General features: G+C 44.3%; 17 protein-coding genes and 1 tRNA gene. 5 read left to right on the forward strand and 13 right to left on the reverse strand.

From position 1 onward, the window contains the following. Positions 1 to 21: 21 nt before the first annotated feature. The 5 genes from KNQ11_RS06115 to gltB form a co-directional block, all read right to left on the reverse strand. Entirely contained in the window at positions 22 to 1452 is a 1431-nt protein-coding gene (locus KNQ11_RS06115; RefSeq protein WP_075642502.1) for a PTS mannitol transporter subunit IIBC, read from the reverse strand. 192 nt (positions 1453 to 1644) lie between these two features. Continuing rightward, the gene (locus KNQ11_RS06120) at positions 1645 to 3657 is read right to left on the reverse strand and encodes a BglG family transcription antiterminator (RefSeq protein WP_214770587.1); all 2013 of its coding nucleotides are present in this window, start codon (positions 3655 to 3657) and stop codon (positions 1645 to 1647) included. Beyond that, complete coding sequence (locus tag KNQ11_RS06125; protein WP_023468563.1) at positions 3650 to 3943, reverse strand: PTS sugar transporter subunit IIB; 294 nt, start codon at positions 3941 to 3943, stop codon at positions 3650 to 3652. The genes KNQ11_RS06120 and KNQ11_RS06125 overlap by 8 nt, the downstream gene beginning before the upstream one ends. 158 nt (positions 3944 to 4101) lie before the next feature. Next, positions 4102 to 5568 carry a glutamate synthase subunit beta gene (locus tag KNQ11_RS06130; RefSeq protein WP_214770590.1) on the reverse strand — a complete coding sequence of 489 codons (1467 nt, stop codon included), beginning with the start codon at positions 5566 to 5568 and terminating at the stop codon, positions 4102 to 4104. Then, positions 5565 to 10037, reverse strand: coding sequence for a glutamate synthase large subunit (gene gltB / locus KNQ11_RS06135; protein ID WP_214770592.1), 4473 nt, complete (start codon positions 10035 to 10037; stop codon positions 5565 to 5567). Before gltB ends, KNQ11_RS06130 begins: the two co-directional genes overlap by 4 nt. 294 nt (positions 10038 to 10331) lie before the next feature. On the opposite strand from gltB, the gene KNQ11_RS06140 reads away from it, so the two are divergent. Then, positions 10332 to 11174 carry a transporter substrate-binding domain-containing protein gene (locus KNQ11_RS06140; protein ID WP_214770595.1) on the forward strand — a complete coding sequence of 281 codons (843 nt, stop codon included), beginning with the start codon at positions 10332 to 10334 and terminating at the stop codon, positions 11172 to 11174. A 2-nt stretch (positions 11175 to 11176) separates the two neighbouring features. Then, positions 11177 to 11854 carry an amino acid ABC transporter permease gene (locus tag KNQ11_RS06145; RefSeq protein ID WP_064299703.1) on the forward strand — a complete coding sequence of 226 codons (678 nt, stop codon included), beginning with the start codon at positions 11177 to 11179 and terminating at the stop codon, positions 11852 to 11854. A gap of 81 nt (positions 11855 to 11935) precedes the next feature. Here KNQ11_RS06145 and KNQ11_RS06150 read toward each other — a convergent pair whose 3' ends face one another. Then, positions 11936 to 13777 carry a putative bifunctional diguanylate cyclase/phosphodiesterase gene (locus KNQ11_RS06150; protein WP_483299363.1) on the reverse strand — a complete coding sequence of 614 codons (1842 nt, stop codon included), beginning with the start codon at positions 13775 to 13777 and terminating at the stop codon, positions 11936 to 11938. 145 nt (positions 13778 to 13922) lie between these two features. On the opposite strand from KNQ11_RS06150, the gene KNQ11_RS06155 reads away from it, so the two are divergent. Then, positions 13923 to 14552, forward strand: coding sequence for an FMN-dependent NADH-azoreductase (locus KNQ11_RS06155; protein WP_214770599.1), 630 nt, complete (start codon positions 13923 to 13925; stop codon positions 14550 to 14552). On the opposite strand, the gene KNQ11_RS06160 is transcribed toward KNQ11_RS06155, so the two are convergent. From KNQ11_RS06160 to KNQ11_RS06185, 6 genes are all read right to left on the reverse strand, one after another. Continuing rightward, positions 14549 to 15424, reverse strand: coding sequence for a helix-turn-helix domain-containing protein (locus KNQ11_RS06160; protein ID WP_214723507.1), 876 nt, complete (start codon positions 15422 to 15424; stop codon positions 14549 to 14551). The genes KNQ11_RS06155 and KNQ11_RS06160 overlap by 4 nt on opposite strands. A gap of 28 nt (positions 15425 to 15452) precedes the next feature. Then, positions 15453 to 16319 carry a helix-turn-helix domain-containing protein gene (locus KNQ11_RS06165; protein WP_214723509.1) on the reverse strand — a complete coding sequence of 289 codons (867 nt, stop codon included), beginning with the start codon at positions 16317 to 16319 and terminating at the stop codon, positions 15453 to 15455. Positions 16320 to 16357: 38 nt separating this feature from the next. Continuing rightward, entirely contained in the window at positions 16358 to 17239 is an 882-nt protein-coding gene (locus KNQ11_RS06170; RefSeq protein WP_214723511.1) for a helix-turn-helix domain-containing protein, read from the reverse strand. An 83-nt stretch (positions 17240 to 17322) separates the two neighbouring features. Then, complete coding sequence (locus tag KNQ11_RS06175) at positions 17323 to 18207, reverse strand: helix-turn-helix domain-containing protein (protein ID WP_214770602.1); 885 nt, start codon at positions 18205 to 18207, stop codon at positions 17323 to 17325. Positions 18208 to 18220: 13 nt separating this feature from the next. Continuing rightward, on the reverse strand, positions 18221 to 19108 hold the full coding sequence (locus KNQ11_RS06180; RefSeq protein ID WP_214723516.1) for a helix-turn-helix domain-containing protein: 888 nt from the start codon (positions 19106 to 19108) through the stop codon (positions 18221 to 18223). 89 nt (positions 19109 to 19197) lie between these two features. Beyond that, positions 19198 to 19268 (reverse strand) — tRNA-Thr (locus tag KNQ11_RS06185). A gap of 437 nt (positions 19269 to 19705) precedes the next feature. Between KNQ11_RS06185 and KNQ11_RS06190 the strand changes: the two genes are divergently transcribed. Continuing rightward, positions 19706 to 20881 carry a MalY/PatB family protein gene (locus KNQ11_RS06190; protein ID WP_214723518.1) on the forward strand — a complete coding sequence of 392 codons (1176 nt, stop codon included), beginning with the start codon at positions 19706 to 19708 and terminating at the stop codon, positions 20879 to 20881. 260 nt (positions 20882 to 21141) lie between these two features. Beyond that, the gene (gene putP, locus KNQ11_RS06195; protein WP_214723520.1) at positions 21142 to 22614 is read left to right on the forward strand and encodes a sodium/proline symporter PutP; all 1473 of its coding nucleotides are present in this window, start codon (positions 21142 to 21144) and stop codon (positions 22612 to 22614) included. A gap of 56 nt (positions 22615 to 22670) precedes the next feature. Here putP and KNQ11_RS06200 read toward each other — a convergent pair whose 3' ends face one another. After that, a complete protein-coding gene (locus tag KNQ11_RS06200; protein ID WP_214723522.1) occupies positions 22671 to 23462 on the reverse strand; it encodes a class I SAM-dependent methyltransferase in 792 nt (263 codons plus the stop codon). Positions 23463 to 23492: the final 30 nt, after the last annotated feature.

Below are 23492 nucleotides of genomic sequence, written 5' to 3' on the forward strand. Positions count from 1 at the left end.
TGAGTGTCTCTCTCTTTATTTTTAAGAAATCTTATTCCGTGCTGTTTCGATCTCATGGACGAGTTGATCATAATACCCGGCATTCAGGAAATTATCGACTGATCGGTGTTCTGCCGTTGGGACTTGTTCCTTCGCCCGCTCCGTCAAATCACGATGCGTGATGATCAGTTCGGCGTTTTGCGGCAGTTGACTGATCGACGTATTCGTCACTTTGATCGGTAAGCCCGCTTTATTGATTTTATTGCGAAGGACAGATGCCCCCATCGCACTCGATCCCATACCAGCGTCACAAGCGAAAATGATATGTTCGACTTCCGCAAGTGGTTTGGCATCAGCTGAAACGAGTGTCGAGGCAATCGATTGTTTTCCTTTCATCGCACTGACGTTCGCACTTGCTTCTTCAAGTGATGTCTCTTTTGCTTTGCTTGTTTTCAATAAGACTGTCGAGACAACGAATGTCACAGATGCTGAGACAAGGACACCGGCGATCAATCCGACGTAAGAGCCGCGGGATGCCATTGCAAGGACAGCGATGATACTACCCGGTGAAGCAGGTGCGACTAAACCGACATCAAATAGGACGAATGTGAGGATCCCACTCATACCGCCTGCGATCATCGCAAGCAATAAGACCGGCTTCATCAAGACATACGGGAAGTAGATTTCGTGAATCCCACCGATGAATTGAATGAACGCAGCACCCGGTGCTGTTTTCTTTGCTGCACCAGAACCGAAGAACGAGTAGGCGAGTAACAATCCGAGACCCGGACCTGGGTTGGCTTCGAGTAAGAACAGTACCGATTTTCCTGCTTCATTCACTTGATCGAGACCAAGAGGGCTTAAGATACCGTGGTTGATTGCGTTGTTTAAGAATAAAATTTTTGCTGGTTCGATGAACAAACTGGCAAGCGGTAATAAGTGTGCACTGACAATTGCACCAACTGCTGCAGCCATGATGTCGTCAAGACCTGTCATGAGTGGTCCGAACACTTTGAATCCACCGAGCATCAACAAACCACCGATGATTCCGACCGAGAAATTGTTGACGAGCATCTCGAGACCTGGTTTGATTTTTCCTTCGATCAACTGATCAAACTTTTTGATGACATATCCGCCAAGTGGTCCCATGATCATGGCACCGAGGAACATCGGAATCTCTGTTCCGACGATGACCCCCATCGTCGCGAGCGTCCCGACGACGCCCCCTCTGACGTCATGCATTAATTTCCCGCCTGTGTATCCGATCAGCAACGGTAAGAGATAGGTGATCGTCGGACCGACGAGTTCACCGAGTTCCTTATTTGGTGCCCATCCAGTTGGGATGAACAGTGCCGTGATGATCCCCCAGGCGATGAATGCACCGATGTTCGGCATGACCATACCGCTTAAAAAGCTTCCGAACCGTTGAACTTGTACACGGATGCCCCGTGCTCCATTTTGAGCTGTCGCCATTGCGTTAGCCTCCATTTCGTGTATGAGTTGATAAGATGATTGCTTTGCTATGACCTTATTGTAAGAGCACTGCAAGCGCTTACTCAATCTTTCCTAGTTCAGTCTTTGTCCAAGAAGTTGGACAGACTGGAAAGAAGCCTGCCTGACCTAAAAAAATCCCTGTCACTTCAGGAATGGAGTGACAGGGATTTTTCAAGTGTGACCTAGGAATTGATCAATGACCGTTCGAAACGTTCGATTCAAAAGCAGACGAATCGTCTGTTCCTCCCCGAACTCGAATTGATCCATTTGTTCGGGACTCTCGATGATCGCAGCACTGATCGAACTGAGTAATTCAAGCATTTCATTCGAGGTCTCTTCCGGTGCGACCAAGATGAGAAGCCGTTCGACGGATTGCAACTGTTGATCCATTCCGAGTAAGTCGATTGGTTCGGGCAATTCAAAGATAAGAAATCCCCCTCGTTGAATCGTCGCATCGCGTCCGTGAAATAGTGCGAGCCGTGTTCCCGGAATACCGAGACCTGACATCTCATGACGACGCAGCAATTGTCCAGAGAGCGAAACAGCTGACTTCGCCAATCCTTGCTCGACCATGCGTGTACTGATCTCAAACAAGAGCGATTCAATCCCATCGCCCACGCGCTCTAACCGTTCCATTCGGAATCCGTCCGATACTTGAATGGACGATGCAACGAGCCGATGCAATTGCTCAAGATCGAGCCATTCCGTTTTTGTCTTTCGCGGTGCCGGTTGAAAGGATTTAGGCAAGGCGAGAATTAATTTCCGAATCCGTTCGACCTCATCCTGAGGAAGCAACGGGTTGACGAGAAGATGTGGTGGACGAATGTCAGGCAACGGTACAGTCGACAATACAAAGTCGTACGAATCGATTGGTAACCGTTCGATGCCAAACAAGGACGAGTTATCGATGTGCTCGAGTTCAGCGAATTCTTGCCGTAGCCGATTCATCAACAACTTAGAGGAACCGAGTCCAGCAGAGCAGACGACTAGAACACGATATGGGAGTTTTGGTGTCGGTTTGCTGAGAACGGCACCGAAATGCATGACCCAAAATGCTAAATCTACGTCTTCAAATGTCGCATCGGTGAAGATCGACAGTGCTGCTTGTTTGACCGCATCAAACAAGCGCGGATATTCCCGTTCGATTTGTTTGATGACATAGGACGGATTGACGCTATTTTGACGTGTGTACGATTGAATATGCGAGACGAGTCCGCGTTCTAGCGTATGATCCTTCGTAAAGTTCGTTCCATATAATAAGGAGACATGCTCAATCAATCGTTTTACACGAAGGCGCGTGACGAGTTCTTCCGTATCTCCTGCGTCCGATTGAAAGAAAGCACGCAATTCTTCTGATAACCATTGGCGTTCGGCAATCGACAACGTGTCAGGTAATCGCTCTTCGACGCGTTCCACCCATTTGAGGATTTCGACCGGATACGCTTTTAACTCGTAACGCATCGGAAACTGATCTTTGCGTAACGCTTGTAAAGCTAAGCTGAGTGTCGCACGCATGATTTGTCGGTCATTGAGACGCCCTTCTTTCGTCAATGGCGCTATGACCGCGTACGCTTGATTGATCATCTCAAGCCAGGATGTTCGATTCATGCGTAACAGATGAGGTAATTGCCCGGCGTCGCCTTGTAACAACCGATAGAAAGCGAGAACATCCCATTGCGTAAAGATCAATGAAATCAGTAAACGGCGTTTGTTGATTTCTTCGCCGATGACTTCGGCACCAATACCTTTTTTGCGCTTGATTTCAAGGTCATATTGTAGAAACCACTCATCAATCCGCTCTAAATCCTGGCTGACCGTGCTCGGAGCCACATACATCGCATGGGCGATCGCCTGTAATTTGACCATCCCTTCTTCTTGTAGTAGCCGATACGCTAACTCGACTTGGCGATCTTCAGCGTTCGGTAATTGTTTATGTGACAACAAGAGTTGGTCCCGTAATGCATGTTTGGCTTCGTCCGTTCCCTCAATTAAGAGACCTCTGCCGCGAACATATGTCAAACGCAAATCATGATCTTCTAAAGACTGGGCAAGACGATCGCGTTCACGTTGAATCGTTCGTTCCGATGTCTCGAGCGTTTCCGCAATCTCTTGTATTTGAACAGGTTCCTCACGTGATAAGAGGAAAAATAAGATATCATGCTCCCGTGGTGTAAATTCAGTCATGCAGCCTCACTCTTTTCTGCCAAGATTCGAGGATAACGTCATATGCAGTCGGATCAAGAATCCGATCGACTGGATGAACCGAACAATGTGTTTTCCATACGTGTCGATGGACGAGCTGCGTTTCTCCGACGATAAAAGCTGCTTGATCAGGTAGTTCTGCGATCCGACATGTCTTGACGTCTGTCGTAATACCGCATTCAAGTAAGCGCTTTCTTAAAATCGTAGCCCCCATGATACTACTCGCCATTCCACTCTCGCATACGAAATAGATGATTTCTGAATTCATCTGTCATACCTCCTCTTCATTTTATAAGAATAGCAGAAATATTTTCGGTGTTTCACCTTGAAACAAAATCAATAGTTATTTTTGAACTGGCAGATTTCTTTGCCAAACACAAAAAAGCCTGGATTTCCGATGTTGCCAGAAAATCCAGACGATGTGATTTAGCCTGTTTGTTGCATTGCTTTTAAATATTGTCCGACGGCTTCCGCTACTTCACGACCTTCGCGAATCGCCCAGACGATCAGTGATTGACCACGTCTTGCGTCACCTGCGGCAAATACGCCTGGTCGGTTCGTTGCGTAACGCGTCGTCTTGATTTTCCCTCGTTCCGAGGCGACTGCTAAATGTTCGAGTACGTTCTCTTCGACACCACTGAATCCAATGGCAATCCAGACTTGATCGACTGGGAAGTAACGATCGCTCCCTTCGATCTCCTCAAAGATCACTGTACCCGATTCATTTTTTGTTTTCGTCGTCTGAATCGTCCAGACACCGGTGACTTGACCCGATTCACTTGTTGTGAAACGCTTGATCGCGATCAAGTATTCACGAGGATCCCGACCGAATTGTTGAAACGCTTCTGCGTACCCATAATCGATGGAGTAGAGTGACGGTGTATCCGGCCACATGTTTCCTGCTGCACGCGTCGTACCCGGTTGTTCATGTTTACCGAATTGGACGACGGAGCGACAACGTTGACGGAGTGCTGTTGCCACACAGTCCGCTCCGGTGTCGCCTCCACCGATGACGAGAATATCTTTATCTTTTGCGTCATGATCAGCAGACAACGGTTCTTGCGAGAGCACGTGACGTGTCACCCCTGTCAAATAATCCATCGCATAACCAACTCCACGCGTTGGCGCATTTGTTAATTTGCGTGGTTCCGTCGCGCCGACACATAAGATGACGGCGTCATACTCCGCTTCAAGTGTCTCGAGAGTGATATCTGCACCGATCGTGACGTTCGTCCGGAAGTGGATCCCTTCTGCTTCAAGCAAATCAACACGGCGCTGTACGACCTCTTTATCAAGTTTCATGGCTGGTATACCGTACGTGAGTAATCCGCCAATCCGATCTTCCCGCTCGTAGACCGTCACTTGGTGACCGGCTTGATTCAGCTGATCGGCAGCCGCAAGACCGGCAGGACCAGATCCAACGATGGCAATCGAACGTGTTGATCGTATTGCTGGAATTCGGGGCACGACCCATCCTTTTTCAAAGCCAATGTCGATGATCGTCCGTTCGATATCTTTGATTGCGACCGCAGGTTCATGAATCGACAACGTACACGACCCTTCACATGGCGCCGGGCAGACGCGACCCGTGAATTCCGGGAAATTGTTCGTCTCAAGAAGGCGATCGAGTGCCTCTTGAAAACGTCCTTCTTCTACGAGCAAGTTCCATTCTGGAATCAAGTTATAGACTGGACAACCAATCTTCACTTGATCAAACACTTCCCCTACATGGCAAAACGGAGTGCCACAATCCATACATCGACTTGCTTGTTGACTCGCTTCTGCTTCCGTCAAAGCCGTCTTATATTCCTTAAAATCACCCACTCGTTCGCTTGGATGTCGTTCCGTTCCACCCGAACGAGCAACTGTCATGAATTGATCGCGTCGTTTCATCGTACCCCTCCTGTTCTGCGCCCTAGATGTGTCTCAAATGCGAGCAACATCGCTTCTTCGGTGTTGTGTCCTTGTTTAGCGAAATCAGCCATCAACGTTGTCACTTTCTCATACGTCGAAGGAATGACGCGGATGAACGAATGAATGACATGATCCCAGTTCGCTAGAATCGCATCTCCCTGCTCACTTCCGGTCCGTGCGACGTGACGTTCGATGAACGTCTTCAGTCGCGCAATCTCTTCGACATGCGTGACAGGTCCCGTCGAAACGAGTTCGCGGTTGACACGTTGTAAAAATTGTTCAGGATTACGCGGCAAGACATAGGCGACACCACCTGACATACCGGCAGCAAAGTTTTTTCCGACATCGCCAAGGACGACAACGGATCCACCGGTCATATACTCGAGTCCATGGTTACCGATTCCTTCGACGACAGCGACTGCTCCACTGTTTCGAACCGCAAATCGCTCACCTGCCTGACCGTTGACATAGAGTTCTCCACTCGTCGCCCCGTAAAGTGCGACGTTACCAATGATCGACTGATCGGACGAGACGAACGAAATCGAACGTGGAGGATGAACGGCGATGATACCTCCGGACAATCCTTTCCCGACGTAATCATTCGCTTCTCCCGTGACATCAAGCGTTACTCCGCGTGGTAAATACGCACCTAAACTTTGTCCGGCAGATCCATTCAGTTCGAGTTTCAATCGATCCGTTGGCAGACCAAGGGCCCCAAACCGTCTTGTTAGCATGGCACCGGTCTGCGTTCCGATCGCACGGTCTGTATTTTGAATCGTTAAACGTAGTGTCTGAGGCTGACTGAAATCTGCCGCCTCCAAATACGGCGAGATTTCACGCGCGTCAAAGGAACGCTCGACATGATGCTGTTGTTGTTCAGCCGGACCGTGTGTCACGTGAACGAGGAGACGCGAAAAATCAAGACTCTTCGCCTTCCAATGCGTCCGTTGTCGCTCCGATGGTTCGAGTAGGTCCGTCCGCCCTACGAGATCTTGTAGTCGGCTAACACCGAGCTTCGCTAAATGTTCTCGTACTTCCTCTGCGATGAACGTCATGAAATGGACGACGTCATCGGCAGATCCCGTGAATTTCTTACGGAGCTCTGGATCTTGCGTCGCGACACCAACAGGACACGTATCGAGATGACAAGCACGCATCATGATACATCCGACGGCGATGAGCGGAGCTGTCGCAAACCCATACTCATTCGCTCCGAGCATCGCGGCGAGGATGACGTCGCGACCAGTCAATAGCTTTCCGTCGGTTTCAAGGACGACACGCTCGCGCAACCCGTTTAATGTCAACGTTTGGTGCGTCTCAGCAAGACCAAGCTCCCATGGCAGTCCGGCATGTTGAATACTCGTCTTCGGCGAGGCACCCGTGCCGCCGTCATGACCACTGATGACAATGACGTCCGCAAGCCCCTTCGCAACTCCAGCCGCGATCGTCCCAACGCCACCTTTTGCGACAAGTTTGACGCTAATCCGGGCTTGATCATTGGCACGTTTTAAGTCATGAATTAACTGGGCCAAATCTTCAATCGAATAGATATCGTGATGTGGTGGTGGGGAAATCAATCCAACACCCGGTGTCGATGCACGCACCCGTGCGATCCACGGATAGACTTTTTCACCAGGCAATTGACCACCTTCTCCGGGCTTCGCACCTTGTGCCACCTTGATTTGTAATTCGTCCGCGTGAACGAGGTAATGACTTGTCACCCCAAAACGACCAGAGGCGATCTGCTTGATTCGGCTCATCCGGAAGTCACCATTTTCATCCCGTTCGTATCGTTCCTCCTCTTCACCGCCTTCACCACTATTACTCTTTCCGCCTAAGCGGTTCATCGCGATCGCAAGCGTCTCGTGCGCTTCTTTTGATAACGAGCCGTATGACATCGCACCCGTCTTGAAGTATTTGACGATTTCGCTGACAGGCTCAACTTCTTCAATTGGGATCGCCTTCGTCTCCTTGAACGTCAACAGATGTCGTAGCACCGTTGCCGGTTCCTCCTGAATGCGTTGAGCGTACTTTTGATAAAGCCGGTAATCATTCGTACGGCATGCGTGTTGCAACAAATGAATCGTTGCTGGGTTAAAGGCATGATGTTCTCCTGCTTGACGGTACCGGAAGACACTACCGGACTCTAAATAAATCCGTTCATCTGCAACCTGTTGTGCTCGTCGGACTTCTTCTTCCATCAGTTCAAGCGTCATCCCGCTCAATTGAGAGACCGTACCAGTGAAATGCTGGTCGATGACGGAGCGATCGATTCCGACTGCTTCAAAGATTTGCGCACCACGGTAGCTGAAGACCGTCGAAATGCCCATCTTCGACATGACTTTGACGACGCCTTCCGTGACTGCTTTTTGGTAACGTTTGTCTACATCCGTAAAACGATCCCCTATCGCTTCTTCAAGCGTCGTATATGCCAGGTACGGATAAATCGCATCCGCACCATATCCGAGCAACGTCGCGACATGGTGGACTTCACGAATCTCTCCACCTTCAACGATCAAGCTGAGATTTGTACGTAATCCCTTGCGGATCAGCGCATGATGAATCGCACTCGTCACTAAGAGGATTGGCATCGGCAATGTGCCGGGGCGTACGAGACGATCCGATAATGTCAATAATTCATACCCGTTTCGTGCAGCGGTCACAGCCTCATCAACGATCATGTCGAGCGCTTCTGCAAGCGAGTCGGTGAACGTCGTCGAAATCGTTTTTTGCTTAAGTCCACTTTGTTTAAGCGCATGGGCTTCGTCTGGTCGCAGAATCGGGGTCTCTAAGCGAACACGACGACAGTTCGCGCGGTTCGGCGTCAGCAGTTCCCCTTGTCGACCAAGCCATGTCAGCGTCGAGGTGACGATCTCTTCGCGTAACGCGTCAATTGGTGGATTCGTGACTTGTGCGAACAGTTGCTTGAAATATCGGAACAAGGATTGAGGGCGTTCACTTAAGACCGCTAGCGGTATATCCGTCCCCATCGCACCTAACGGATCCTTTTGTTCTTCGACGAGCGGGATCAAGTATTGATCGATATCTTCACGCGTATATCCGAAGTGTCGTTGTTTCGTTCCAAGTTCAACGAGTGTTTCCTTGAAGTCGTTACTTGAAAGGGAAACGACTTCTTGCGCGAGCCACTCCGCGTAGGGATGACGTGTCGCTAGCTCCCGTTTAATCTCTTCGTCTGCGATCAACTGACCGGACGCAAAGTCGAGTAAAAGCAGTTCACCCGGTGCTAATCGTTTTTTGTACAGGATGTCTTGTTCACGAAGAGGGAGTACTCCTGCTTCTGACGACAACATGAAGTGACCATCGCGTAACAATACATATCGCGCTGGACGTAAACCGTTTCGGTCAAGCGTCGCACCGATCTGTTTTCCGTTCGTAAAGACGATTGCAGACGGACCATCCCATGGCTCCATCATGCTACTGTGGTACTCATAATACGCGCGCTTCGCTGGTCTGATCTCAGCATGTTCGAATGGTTCCGGTACGAGCATCAGTGCTGTCTCAGCGAGTGAGAGTCCGGACAGATGAAGAAACTCAAACGCATTATCAAGCATCGACGAGTCGCTACCTGTCTCATCTAGAATCGGTAACACTTCCTCTGCCCGATTACCATATGTCGTCTCAGCAAGTCGACGTTCTCGACCGCGCATCGCCCGAATATTTCCTTGCAACGTATTGATTTCGCCGTTGTGAATCAAATAACGGTTCGGATGGGCACGTTTCCAACTTGGGAACGTATTCGTACTAAAACGCGAATGCACGATACCAAATCCAGACTGATAGCGCTCGTCTTGTAAGTCATCGAAGTACGCACGCAATTGATCCGTCGTCACGAGTCCCTTATAAACGATTGTTTCACTCGAGCTACTCAGGACGTATTGTTCAAGACCGAGTTGCTCCGATTCACGTTCAAATGCGCGACGAATCAAAAAGAGTGTTCGTTCAAATGTCAATCCTTCCATCGCCTTTGCACCAATGAAACATTGACGAATGACTGGCTCCGTGCGGCGGGCACCCGACCCAAGCACTTCGGACTGGACGGGTACGGTACGCCATCCTAAGACGTCTTGTCCTTCCGTCAAAATGATTGACTCTAACGTTCGTTCGAGTCGCACCCGTTCTCGTTCCTCACGTGGTAAGAACATCATGAAAACGCCATAATCCCCTTTTTTAGGAAAGGAAATGTGACGAACCGTTTCACGAAACAAACGATCTGGTAATTGCGTTAAAATACCCGCCCCGTCTCCCGTCTTCGCATCGCTTCCTTGTCCACCACGGTGTTCCATTTGACAAAGCATGGCCAATGCATGTTCAACGATTTCATGACTCGCTCGTCCTGTTTGATGTGCGTAAACCCCGATCCCGCACGCATCATGTTCCATACGAGGGTCGTATAATCCCTGCTGTTCAGGGTATTGATGAAATGTCATAGTAGCACTCTCCTTGCCTTCTTAATTTTCTGTATATTCAGTTAAATTATACTTTACACCCTTTTATGTTTATTCGCTACTATGCATAATCACCATTTTGTTCAACCTCTAGAGATAGAATTACCATATATCAACATTGATAACGCTTACACAAACTTGGATATTCATTCAATATTTTTTTTGGTTGAATTCTACACTTTGTGCGCGTATTACTTTGCCCGAACATATGATTCCGTGGTATTTTTAACTATGAAAAGAGTTATTGATCATGGAAATAAAGAGAGGAATAATACGATGAAAAAAACAATGCAATTTACGGGTCTCTTGATCGCAGGAAGCTCGATCTTATTAAGCGCATGTGGTCAGCAAGAGGAGAAGGCAACCGCATATGACAAGATTCAAAAAGAAGGAACGATTGTCGTCGCTACGGCTGGTACACTTTATCCGACATCTTATCATGAAGAGAAAAACAATAAGTTGACTGGATTCGACGTTGAAGTCGTCAAAGAAGTAGCAAAACGTCTTGATTTGAAAGTGAAATTCAAAGAGATGTCATTTGACGGTATGTTGACAAGCGTCAATACAGGTCAAGTCGATCTTGCCGCCAACGACATTACGATCACCGATGATCGTAAAGAAAAATTCGCGTTCTCAAAACCATATAAATATACGTATGGTACGGCAATCGTCCGTAAAAGTGATTTGTCAGGCATCAAGTCTCTTGAAGACTTAAAAGGGAAAAAAGCTGCCGGAGAAGCTACAACGACGTATATGCAAATCGCTAAAAAATTCGGTGCAAAAGAAGTCACGTACGATAACGCGACGAACGATCAATATCTACGAGATGTCTCAAATGGTCGAACAGACGTCATCTTGAATGATTACTACTTGCAAACACTCGCTGTCGATTTCTTCAAAGACTTCGATATTACGATTCATCCTGATATCGCTTATAATCCAAGTCAGGTTGGTTTAATCATGGATTTAGATAACAAGGAACTTCAATCCAACATTAACGAACAACTCGATAAAATGAAGGAAGACGGCACATTAAAGGAAATTTCGAAGCAATTCTATGCTGGAAAAGATGTCTCCCAAATGCCTGACGTCAAAACGACGATCGTCGATGTGAACTGACGATGTCTTCGATTGATTGGCGGTCCGTCTTCAATCCGGAATTGGCGGTCGAATCGTTTCCTTATATTTTGAGTGGACTGGGACAGACGCTATGGATTTCCTTGCTCAGCATGGCCATTGGTCTCGGAATCGGGTTAATCCTTGCCCTTTGCCGTCTGTCTCACCTTCGACTTTTACGCATCGGGGCTAGCGCTTATATCTCGTTCATGCGTGGTGTTCCGATTCTCGTGTTGCTGTTCATGTTGTATTTCGGACTGCCGGTCATCAATATTCAACTTGACGCGTTAACAGCAGCAATCACCGGTTTTAGTTTGAATAGTGCTGCGTACATGGCAGAGATCATTCGTTCTTCCTTATTATCGATTGATCGTGGGCAAGAAGAGGCGGCAGCGTCACTCGGTTTATCCAGGTATCGGACGTTTGTTGGCATCATTTTGCCACAAGCGATCCGGATTGCCATCCCACCACTCTCAAACGTCTTGCTTGATCTGGTCAAAGCTTCATCGCTTGCTGCTATGATTACAGTTCCTGAGATTTTTCAAAAAGCAAAAATCGTCGGTGGGCGCGAATTCGATTATATGACCGTTTATTTTGTTGTTGCGTTCATCTACTGGGGAATCTGTTCTTGTATCGCAGTCATTCAAGAGGTTCTCGAACGTCGTTTTGCGCGGTATCTGTGATTCATTGATAAATAGCTATACGAACAGGCGATGGACCATGTCCATCGCCTGTTTACTTTCTTTCTTTGATATATCATATCGTCAGCCTTCTCGATACATCGTTAAAAAGTGTTCTAATTGTCTTGGTTGTAACGGGCGATGGAAGAGATATCCTTGCAACGTATGACATCCCAATCGCTCGAGCAATGTCGCCTCTTCTTCTAATTCAATCCCTTCAGCTACGATTGTCATATCTAATCGCTTTCCTAACTGAATGATCGTCTCGATCATCGCTCGTTTTTTCTCTGAATGAATGGCTTCTTGAACGATTTCTTTTGGAATCTTCAATTGATCGAACGGTAACTCCACTAACGATTGCATCGATGAAAATCCCGTTCCGAAGTCATCGAGCGCAATCCGGATCCCGTATAAATGAAGTGCGTTTAATGTCTCGATGATTTGCTCTGTTCCTTCAATGAAGATGTGTTCTGTCATCTCGATTTCGAGTAATGACGGAGGGAAGCCAGACTGTTTTAAGATCGCCAATACGCGATCCATAAAATCGGGTTGACGTAATTCCCACGGTGAGACATTCACAGAAATCGTTAACGGCTCCTTCCCTTCTTCCAACCATGCTTTACCCTGGAAACAAGCTTGACGCATGACCCAAACGCCTAATGTCTCAATGAAACGTGTCCGCTCCGCAAGTGGAATGAACTCATTTGGCGGAACGAGACCATATTCCGGATGATTCCAACGAATCAATGCTTCGACTCCTGTAATTTGACGCGTTTTTGCATTGACCTGAGGTTGAAATAAAATAAAAAAGTCGCGATCCAGCTCTGCATCGTATAAGTCGCGTGTTAATTGAAGCGCCCGTTTTCGTTCATTTTGTGTCGCTAAATCTGTAATTGCATAAGTATTTTTCCGATTGGATTTAGCTGTGAATAAGGCAATCTCCGCATCATTAATGACATGGTCCGTCGTTTCGTCATTTACATAGGAAACACCGATACTTGCAGTGACGTTAATCTGTTTAAAGTCAATTTGAACGCGCTCTGATACACTCGATAAAATATCGTCACAAAGAGTTCGTGCATCGTAATGGTTTGGAGCATGCAGTAAAAAAGCACTTCCGCTCGCTTTCGCAATCGTACAATCCGGAAAGCGATTCATTAACCGACGACCAATGATGTGCAAAGTGCGGTCACCTGTCCGGTAACCAAAAGCATCATTGACGGTTTTAAAATCATCCAGATCAACAAGACAAATCATGTCGCCTTCTCGTTTTTTCTTGTCCACTTCTATGACAAAAGAAGAACGGTTCGACAAACCTGTCACAGTATCCGTAAATGCTTGTTCTTGTAAACGTGCTAAGTAGTCAATATTACGTTCAAGACGGGTGACGTATTGATTATGGATCAATAAACTGATGATCGTCGCAATTAAGATAAGTCCAATTCGTGCGATATGATCAGATGCAAACATCGTAACGTTTTCTAATGAAGGAGTTTGATACCAGATATAGAGTAGGGAGATCGTCGTGATGCTCGTTGCGTATAACAACATCGTTCGGTTAATAACAACAAGAGACGCTAAAATGAAAAGTAGTGCGCATGCCCAAACGGACTGAACGCCTCGATCAATGAATGGATAATAAATATAAGGAATCAATAAAAAAATACTCGACATCATATGTGGCTTCAATCGATCCGACAATGTACTTTTACCAATGAAATATTGCACGATTCCAGCACTTGCAATGACGATTGCTCGCACCCAATCGGCTCCATCTAAACCGGAGCGACTAAATATATTCGCCACAATGTATAAAACGGCACCACAACTCGTCAATACAAAAATTATCATCCCGAACAATTGATAATTTGCTCGAATCTCTCGATGATATTGCAGACTATTGGAAGAACGTCGCTGTGTATTCACCGCCATCCCCTCTTTCTAGTTCCTGTCGTTTATTTTCCTTATCAGAACCGAAATAAAACCTGAATTTTCTAAAAATAATAAAATATTGGGAAGTCATGATTTTAAGTAGAATGGGAATAGAGAGGTATAGAAAGGAGTAATGATTATGTCACATTTACTATTCATTGAAGCGAACGATAGCACACATCAAAAAAAAGGCATTAGCTCTGAATTGAACGATGCCTTTTTGAACGCGTATCGTGAAACACATCCGGATGATACAGTTACGGTTTTAAATTTATTTGAAGAACGTCTTCCCTTCTTCGATTTGAAACTGGCGAGCGCGGCAGGTCGCCTCTTTAAAGGCGAGGAATTAACTGGAGAGGATGCGACACATGCACAGCGACTTCAGGAGTATTTAAACGGTTTCTTAGATGCCGATAAGGTCGTCTTCTCATTTCCGATGTGGAACTTGACGGTTCCGGCACCGCTGCACAATTATATGGATTACCTTGCTCAAGCTGGTCAAACATTTCGTTATACGGCCGAAGGTTCGATTGGACTTGTTGAAGACAAACAAGTCCTGTTGATTCATTCACGCGGTGGTGATTACTCGACGAAAGAGAAAGCACCGAGTGAACACGCTGTTCGCTACATGCTCGATCTATTGGCATTTTTCGGCATTGAGGATGTATCGACTGTCATTCTCGAGGGACATCAGCAATATCCGAAACGTGCCTCTGAATTAATCGAACAAGCACTTCAAGAATGCCGACAATTCGGTCGTTCGTTCTAAGTTGGGAAGAGAATGTACTCTGCATGTTCTTCAAGAAGCAGTTTTTCATGAAGTGGCATATCAAATGCACGAAATACGGAATAGGCCATCGTAAAATCACGTTGGATAGCAGAAAGATCTCCATTCAATTGTTGAGTGAAATATCCTCGCTGATAATAAAAGTGACCTAAGAAATGAGCATCTTCTATTTGAAGACTCTCTTGAATACCTTGTTCGGTGATTTTTAGACCGGCAAGGTATTTTTTTTGCATTAATAATTGTTGTCCATAATTATATAAAATCTTGATGCGAACTTTTTTCAATTCAACGGATGGATAATTCGAATGAATCAATGTTTGAAAGATACTCTCCGCTAAATCGAAGTCACCGTGTTCAACATACAAATTTGCTATCGCCATCTGAATTCTTACATACAGAGTAGCTGATTCAAACCAAAGGTGTTCTTTTTTGAGTAATCGTCCGAGCGATTGAATGGCTTTTAGGTAGTGAAGTTGACCACTTTTTTCCTGAACGATGACTTGATAATATGCTACTAAATCACGAACTTCCTCAAAATCAACCGTTGAAAGAACATGTTCGATCATCTTTAAAGCATCAACGTATTGATTAGTCCGCAATAGTTCTGCTAATTGTTCGTCATACGTTTGAAAAACATCACTTCGTAAATGATCTTGAAACAACATCGACAATGGTACCTTTAATCGTTTTGCGACTTGTTGTAGCAAATCGATGGTGGGTGAATTTTTACCATTTTCGATTTTACTGATTTCAGCTTGGCTACAAATGCCCTCACACAATTCTGCTTGTGTAATCTTTTTTTCTTTTCGAAGCCGCTTGATTTCATAACCAATTGAGACGGGTAAGTGATCCATTATATCATCCTTTCTTTCACTTCCGTCCTCACATTTGAAAGTGGAGAAATTGTTTTTTACCTTTTAAGACTAACGCGGCATGATTCTCATTGCCGAAGGCAGTAAAAAGTGAATAGGCATGAGTAAACGCATCATGGATATCACACTTTGGATAATTCAATTCTTCATAGAAACATCCTCTTTGATAAAAGAAATGTCCTAACATCGCTGTATCTTTTCGTTCGACGGATAAACGAATTCCTTGTTCAGTAACCTGTAATCCTGTTTTAAAGTCATTTTGAAAATACAACTGTTGCGCATGATTATATATGATTTTACACTGTAATTTTTTAAGTGCATATGTCGAATAATCATACGATAATAATCCTTCATAGATTTTTCGCGCATATGGATATTGACCGTTCAAGTAATAATAGTTCGCAACCGACATTCGAATACGTAAATAAAGAACAGGATACTCTATTTCCATTTGGTGTTCATCCGATAAGCGAAGCAATTGGGAGATACATGTCCGGTAATCAATATCTTTTTTACCTTCGCGAGCGACCCATTCAAAATAATGAATCAATAATTGAACGGAAGGAGGAAGACTAGGTGGTAAACGTTTCATAAATTCTAGCATTTCATCATAACGACGTTGCCTAGAAAAGTCCGACAGTTGTACGTCATAGTCATGAAATAGCTTTACTTCATTTGAATCGATGAAGATTTGTCCCATTGAAATATGTAACTTTTGAGACAAACGTTGAACAAGATCGATTGTTGGCATTATTTTTCCATTTTCAATCTTACTTAATTCCGCTTGACTACATACATCCTTTGCCAATTCTTTTTGTGTTAAATTTTTCTCGATTCGTAGTTGTTTTATCTGTTTACCAAATGACTCGATACGCAACCTTTCCTCCTCCTTTCTTGTATTTTTTAGTCATGATCTTAGTCCAGTACAGATTGTAAATATGAACCTTTCGTTTTTAGAACGATAGTAGCGTATTGTTTCATCTGAAAAGCAGAGAATAATTCATACGCCATCGTATAATCATGTTTCATCTGCATAAAATTCGTATCCATCCGTTCATGAAACTCGCCACGTTGATAATACAAGTGTGCTAAGTAGGAAGTCTGTCTCAATTGTCGACTGAGCTGTATGCCTTCCTCGATGATACGAAGACCCTTTTGAGGCTGATCCATTTTATATAATAATTTTGCATAGTTATAAAGAATCTTTAGTCGTTCACTCTTTAGACCGCTGATTTCTGTAGTAATGCGTAATACTTCATCATATATTTTTTCTGCTTGTTGGTACTGTCCGCATTCCGCATATAAAATGGATAATGCCATCTTGATTCGAAAGTAAAGCACCGGATCTTTCACCCATAAATCCTCTTGATCCATCCATCGCGTAAATAAAACGGAGGTCGTTCGATAATCAACTTGTTTTTTTCGATATGCAATCACAATTTCATAGTAGGTCATTAATCGTCTTATTTCATCAGAAGATTCACTTACTGAGATTTTTTTCATTTCATGAAAACATTCATCGAAAGCATTCTCGCGTAGTAAGGTACTAAGTTTTTGATCAAGGATATTTACCTGCTCCAATTGATGTTCAGAATTGCTCTTTAATAATTCTGATATAGGAATACGAAGTACTGTTGCGAGTTGTTGTAATAATTCCACAGTCGGCATCGTCTTCCCGTTCTCGATCTTACTAATTTCAGCTTGACTACAAATCCCTGCACTCAGTTCTTTTTGCGATAACCCCTTCAATTGTCGAAAAAATTTGAGTTTCTTACCAATAGAATGTTCGTCCTTCATCTCATCACCTCTTTAAAATAAACGAGTTGCACTTTTCATGAAAAAACCTCCTTGTTTACCAAGAAGGTCACGTATCCTTTTTATTAATTCTCAAAAGTGAACAACATATACGACTCCTTCATGCGAAGAATCATTTTCTTTCGAACGTCGTGCTCAAATGCATGAAATAGTGCATAGGCGACTGAATATTGTTTTTGGAGTGACTTCTCATCCTCACCTAAGTATTCATCATAGTGAGCGAGTTGATAATAAAAATGACCGAATAGAAATGTATGATTATGCAACAAGCATAACTCATATCCTTTTTTGGCGATGACGATACTTTCCTCAGACTTCCCTTGGTACTCAAGGATCTGACAATGATTGAAGTAAATTTTCAATAGCGCATTTAGATGGGTATTGGACTGAAGAACTTCGATTTCATTTTCTAATTCCTGATACACGGATTCCGTTAAATGAAATAAATCCTGCTCTGAATACATATTCGCAATTGCCATTTTGATTCGAATGTACAATTGAATGGACTGAGACCAGACTTCTTTTTCAATCAACAAGTTGCTGAGTAGGCTTGCTGCTGCCCGAAAATCGATTCGATTTTGCTTTAATTCAATGATCGTCTTGATGTAGCTTTTTAAAATGTCGATTTCGACGATGCTATCCTTTTCTTGCTGGTGAATTCGCTCTAACGCCTCTTTGTATTTCTCTTCTCGAAGCAAATCGGATAAGAAGCGATCTAGTTGAAAGAACTTTTCCTCATCGGTATGTTCTTGAAACAACAAAGAGATGGGAACTTGCAACCTTACAGCAAGTTGTTTTAATAATTCCACAGTCGGAGAATTTAACCCGTTTTCAATTTTACTAATTTCAGCTTGACTACATAAATCAACACATAGTTCTTTTTGAGTCATTTGCTTTTCGATACGAAATTGTTTGATTTTTGTACCAATCGATGAAGTTAAAGTATTCATCTCCATCGTTTATTCACTCACTTTCATTAATCGGAAATAAGAGGTGTTCAGAAAAATAGGTTTCAAGGATTTTTAGATAAGAGTGACTCTGAGTAGCAATGAAAAAAGAATAAGCGGTCGTATACGCTTCCTTTGTTTCTGATTCAGATCCTTTTAACGCCTCTAATAAAATTCCTTTTTGAAAATAAAACTGTCCAAGATACGTTAAATCCTGCAATTGTTTTGTCTCTTCGATGACCTTTTCAACTTCCTGCAGCCCTTCTTCGAATCGTTCAAACTCTACTAAATTACGTATGAAATTATACATGATCTTCATTCGAATTTTTTTATATTCTCTTGTTTGATAAGGTAAGCCTAATAGTTCCTTATAAATTTGATGGGCACGACTATATTCTTCGTGGTTCGTATACAGAACAGCAATCACCATCTGAATTCGTGTATAAAGAAGAAAGGATTTGTCTTTGACCTGTTCCTGTCTGACAACTTGTAATAAGGAGGCGATACATGTCCGAAAATCAATATTTCCTCTTTCATAGTCTAGTAATTCTTGGTGGTAGCGAATTAAAATTTGAGTTTCAACCGCATTATTAACGTTCTCATATTTTGCTAAGTCTTTTGCCATATCTGAATACGTTTTTTCACGCAAATGCCGAATCATTCGTTGGTCTATCTCATTTAACTTTTGTGATACGATTTCATCTTCAAAAAACAATGAAATCGGGATGCGTAATCTTCGACAAATCAGCTGTAACAAATCAATCGTTGGGGAATTTCGACCATTTTCGATTTTACTGATTTCAGCCTGACTACAAATTCCTTCACAAAGTGCTTTTTGTGTCATTCCTTGTTTTTTTCGTTCTTGCTTGATCTTATCACCAACAGAATGAATGACTGGATGCATAGAGGTCACTCCTCAAATCAAAAATATCGAACTCATGAAAAAAGTCTTCCGTTTCAAGTATATATCACTTGAGACGGAAGACGTGTCTATGCTTCCGGCGAGAATCGAACTCGCACTGCAGCATTACCATTGCTGAGGTCTGCCATTAACCTACGGAAGCTTGTAAAACCTAATTCTAGTATAACTTATAGAAAAAGACAAAACAAGAAGTCGATGCTTTTCAGCTCAACTTCTTGTCACTAATTTACAGTGTAGTTTTCGTTAGCGAGTTATCATAGACGACTAAAACTGAATAATGTTCATCCGCTTTAGACGCAACAAATGTTGAAAATTTTAATGTAATGATGGCGTTTGATCCGACCCCATTATTTTCAAAAAATTCATTTAGTCTCTCCTCTAATTCCTCAGGCGATCGCCCGACGACTACTTTAGAATGCAACATGATCATCACTCCGTTTCATTATGGTAGGTTCGAGTTTAGTAATTGCCTGATCATATAAATGTTAAACCTTTATTTTTTCGACTTGCCCCACTCTCTCTCTATCCGCTATGGTGAAATGGAGTCATTCAACTATTGAAGAACAGGAGTGAAGTCTGATGGAACAAATCAATTTTGATGAAACGATCGAGAAACGAAATACAGGATCCGTCAAGTGGGACGGGCTCCCTTCGCTATATGGATCAGATGAGCTAATTCCAATGTGGGTCGCCGACATGGACGTCCGTCCACCCCACCATTTGACAGAACGATTGACTAGACGTGCTGCTACAGGTCATTTCGGTTACTCGATGTTTGAAGACGAAGCCAAACGAGCAATTCAACAATGGTTTCAAAAGCGATATGACGTCACAATCACTACTGATTCCATTCTCTACTCAAGTGGTGTTGTTCCAGGACTTGCACATACGGTCCTCGCACTGACGGAACCGAGTGATGAAATCATCATCCAGACACCTGTCTATCCTCCATTTCATCAAATCATTCAGTCTAATCAACGACAACTCATTGAAAATCCGCTTCTTTTAGACGGAGAGACGTACCAGACTGACTTTTCACTTCTCGAACGACAAATGCGAACAGCACGTATGATGATTCTTTGTAGCCCGCATAATCCAAGCGGTAAAGTCTATCCGAGAGAAGAATTACAACAAATCGTCGAACTCGCGAAGCAACATGATGTTTATCTTGTATCCGATGAGATTCATGCGGACCTCGTCTATACAGGTTCCGTGCACACGCCCATTCTCGGTTTGGATTATGAAAAACTCATTTTAGTGAGTGCACCATCCAAAACGTTCAATATTCCGGGTCTCTATGCGTCTTATCTAATCGTACCTGACATCTCGATTCGTCAACAGATCGAACGTGTCCAACAACGTCATTTCGTTCACCCGAATGCATTGGCTTCGACTGCGATTTCAGTAGCGTATGGTGATGCTATGAGTGAGCAATGGCTGTCACAATTACTTGTGTATTTAGAAGGAAATCGTGACCATGCCATCCGTCGGATTCGCCAAGAGATGCCAAAATTAGACGTTGTCATTCCAGAAGCAACTTTCCTGTTGTGGATCAACTTCAAAGCACTCGAACTAGATAGTAAAACACGAGCAGATTGGCTCGTCAAGGAGGCAAAAATCGCTCTAACGCACGGTTCTTCGTTCGGATCTGGTGGAGAAACATTTGAACGTTTAAATATCGGGTGTCCTCGTGCACAATTAGATCAGGCATTAGACCGTTTAAGCGCCGCATACCAACGGTTTTGGACCAATTAACATCACATAAATGATCCTAATTTATTAGGATCATTTATGTTTTATTAAATTATTCAGAACATTTCGAGTAGTAGAACTTTAACAGGGACTAAAACCGTCCCGACCCCTTAAGGCACTAGGCGTGGCGGCACTTTTCATGAAAATGAAGTGACTTGCAAAGTCGTTTTATCCCCTGTAAGGTGGGGAACATATCATTTGGCGAACAAGTCAATACATGCTTGATCGCTGAAAAAACTATTGCATTTGGAGGATTTAACTTTATGACGCAAGAATGGATTTCGATCATCCTGTATCTTGTTCTCATGTTGGCAATCGGTTATTTTGCCTACAAGCGAACGACGAATACAGAAGATTACATGTTAGGCGGACGCGATCTCGGTCCAGGTGTCACAGCACTCTCTGCTGGTGCATCGGATATGAGTGGATGGATGCTCATGGGACTTCCCGGCGCCATGTATGCAACAGGTGTATCAGCCCTTTGGCTCGCACTCGGTTTATTGATTGGATGTTACGTAAACTATATCGTACTCGCACCACGTTTCCGTCTCTATACGGAAATGGCAAACGACTCAATTACGATCCCTGATTTCTTAGAGAATCGCTTTGAAGACAAATCACGCGTGCTTCGTACCGTATCGGCACTCGTTATCATCATTTTCTTCACGTTCTACACATCAGCTGGAATCGTATCTGGCGGAAAATTGTTCGTCAGCTCATTTGGATTTGATTACCACTATGGTATGCTCTTGACGATTGCGGTCGTAATCGCCTACACACTTTTCGGCGGTTTTCTCGCAGTTAGTTGGACCGATTTCGTCCAGGGCTGTATCATGTTCATCGCACTCGTTCTCGTACCAATCGTCGCATTGACAGACGTTGGTGGAATCGATGGTGCCTACAATTACGCTGAAAAATTAGACCCTTCGTTGTTTGATCCACTTAAAGGAACAACGATTCTTGGAATCATCGGTTTCCTAGCTTGGGGACTTGGTTACTTCGGTCAACCCCATATCATCGTCCGCTTTATGGCGATTCGTTCTGTTAAAGATTTAAAAAGTGCCCGTCGCATCGGGATCGGTTGGATGTTCGTCTCTATCATCGGTGCGATGATGACTGGTCTTGTCGGGATCGCTTATTTCGAAGGACAAGGCAATGGACTCGGTGATCCGGAAACAGTCTTCATCCGTTTCTCGGATGTCCTATTCCACCCGTATATCACAGGATTCTTGATGGCTGCGATTCTTGCAGCGATCATGTCGACGATTTCATCACAATTGCTCGTTACTTCGAGTGCGTTGACAGAAGATTTTTATAAGACGTTCTTGAAAAAAGACGCATCGGATAAAGAACTCGTCCTGACAGGTCGAATTGCCGTTCTTGTCGTTGCCGTCATCGCAAGTATTCTCGCGTGGAACCCATCAGCGACGATTCTTGCACTTGTCGGTTATGCATGGGCTGGATTCGGTTCTGCCTTTGGTCCAATCATCTTGCTTTCTCTTTACTGGAAACGGATGACGAAACAAGGCGCACTAGCTGGTATTATCTCAGGTGCCTTGACTGTCATCATCTGGGTTCAACTCGGACTCAGTACGACGCTTTATGAAATGGTACCTGGATTCTTCACAAGCTTGATCTTTACGGTCGTTGTCAGCTTGATGACGAAACAACCGGTCAATGCCGTTCAGGAAACGTTTGAAGAGATGGAAGACGAATTAAAAGACGCAGTTCAATAATCAGCGAATTACAAAAAAGACCTCTGCCGAAACATCGGCAGAGGTCTTTTTTTGACTTACAATTCAATTACGCCATAATGCAACTTCGACGTCTTCCGCTTTGTTCGTTCGAACCCAAACCGTTCAAACAAGGGACTTTCATAATGTGCTTTTAAAACGATGCGCTGACGTGCCACACGCTTCGCCTCCACCATCGCTTCCTCGGATAAGGCTTCATAATTCGCAAGCGTTCGTAAAGCGTCGAGATGCGTCGATTCTTCGACGGTCTGTTCGAACATAGGATCAAAGTAGATGACATCAAAGGAATTATCCGGACATTCTTTCAAATAGGCGAGATGGTGTTTGACTCTCACTTCAATTCGTCGCATCGCTTGATTGATCGGTTCGTAGGATTCTTCCCACCGTTTTAATCCGTTCTTGACGACAAATGCTGTCTCAACCCGACTTTCTAACCCGATGATCCGCCCCCGCTCTCCGATGGCATGACTCATGACGATGGCATCTGCTCCAAGACCAAGTGTGCAGTCAAGCACACGCATCCCTTCCGATAAGCGTCCGATCGCAATGAGAGGGTCGCCTCCACCTGCATCAATTTGTTTGATGCGAAACACCGCACTCGAAGGATGGAAAAAGAACGATGTCGTCTCGCCTAATGGATATAAATCAAGCCGTTGTTTATCGACGACAAGCACCGGTAATCCTGTCTCCTGTTGCAAGTGTTCTATGCTTTTTTTCTGACGCACGACGTAGATAAAATGTATCGTCTCATCCGCTAACAACTGCTTCACACGATGATGCACGTCGTCAGTCGGACGAAGACATGTCGTCAGTCCAATGGTTGGTTTCATAATGTGTTCCTCCACAAAAAAATAAGCTAG

The sequence above is a fragment of the Exiguobacterium sp. s39 genome (genome assembly GCF_018618925.1).
Taxonomy (GTDB): Bacteria; Bacillota; Bacilli; order Exiguobacteriales; family Exiguobacteriaceae; genus Exiguobacterium_A; species Exiguobacterium_A abrahamii.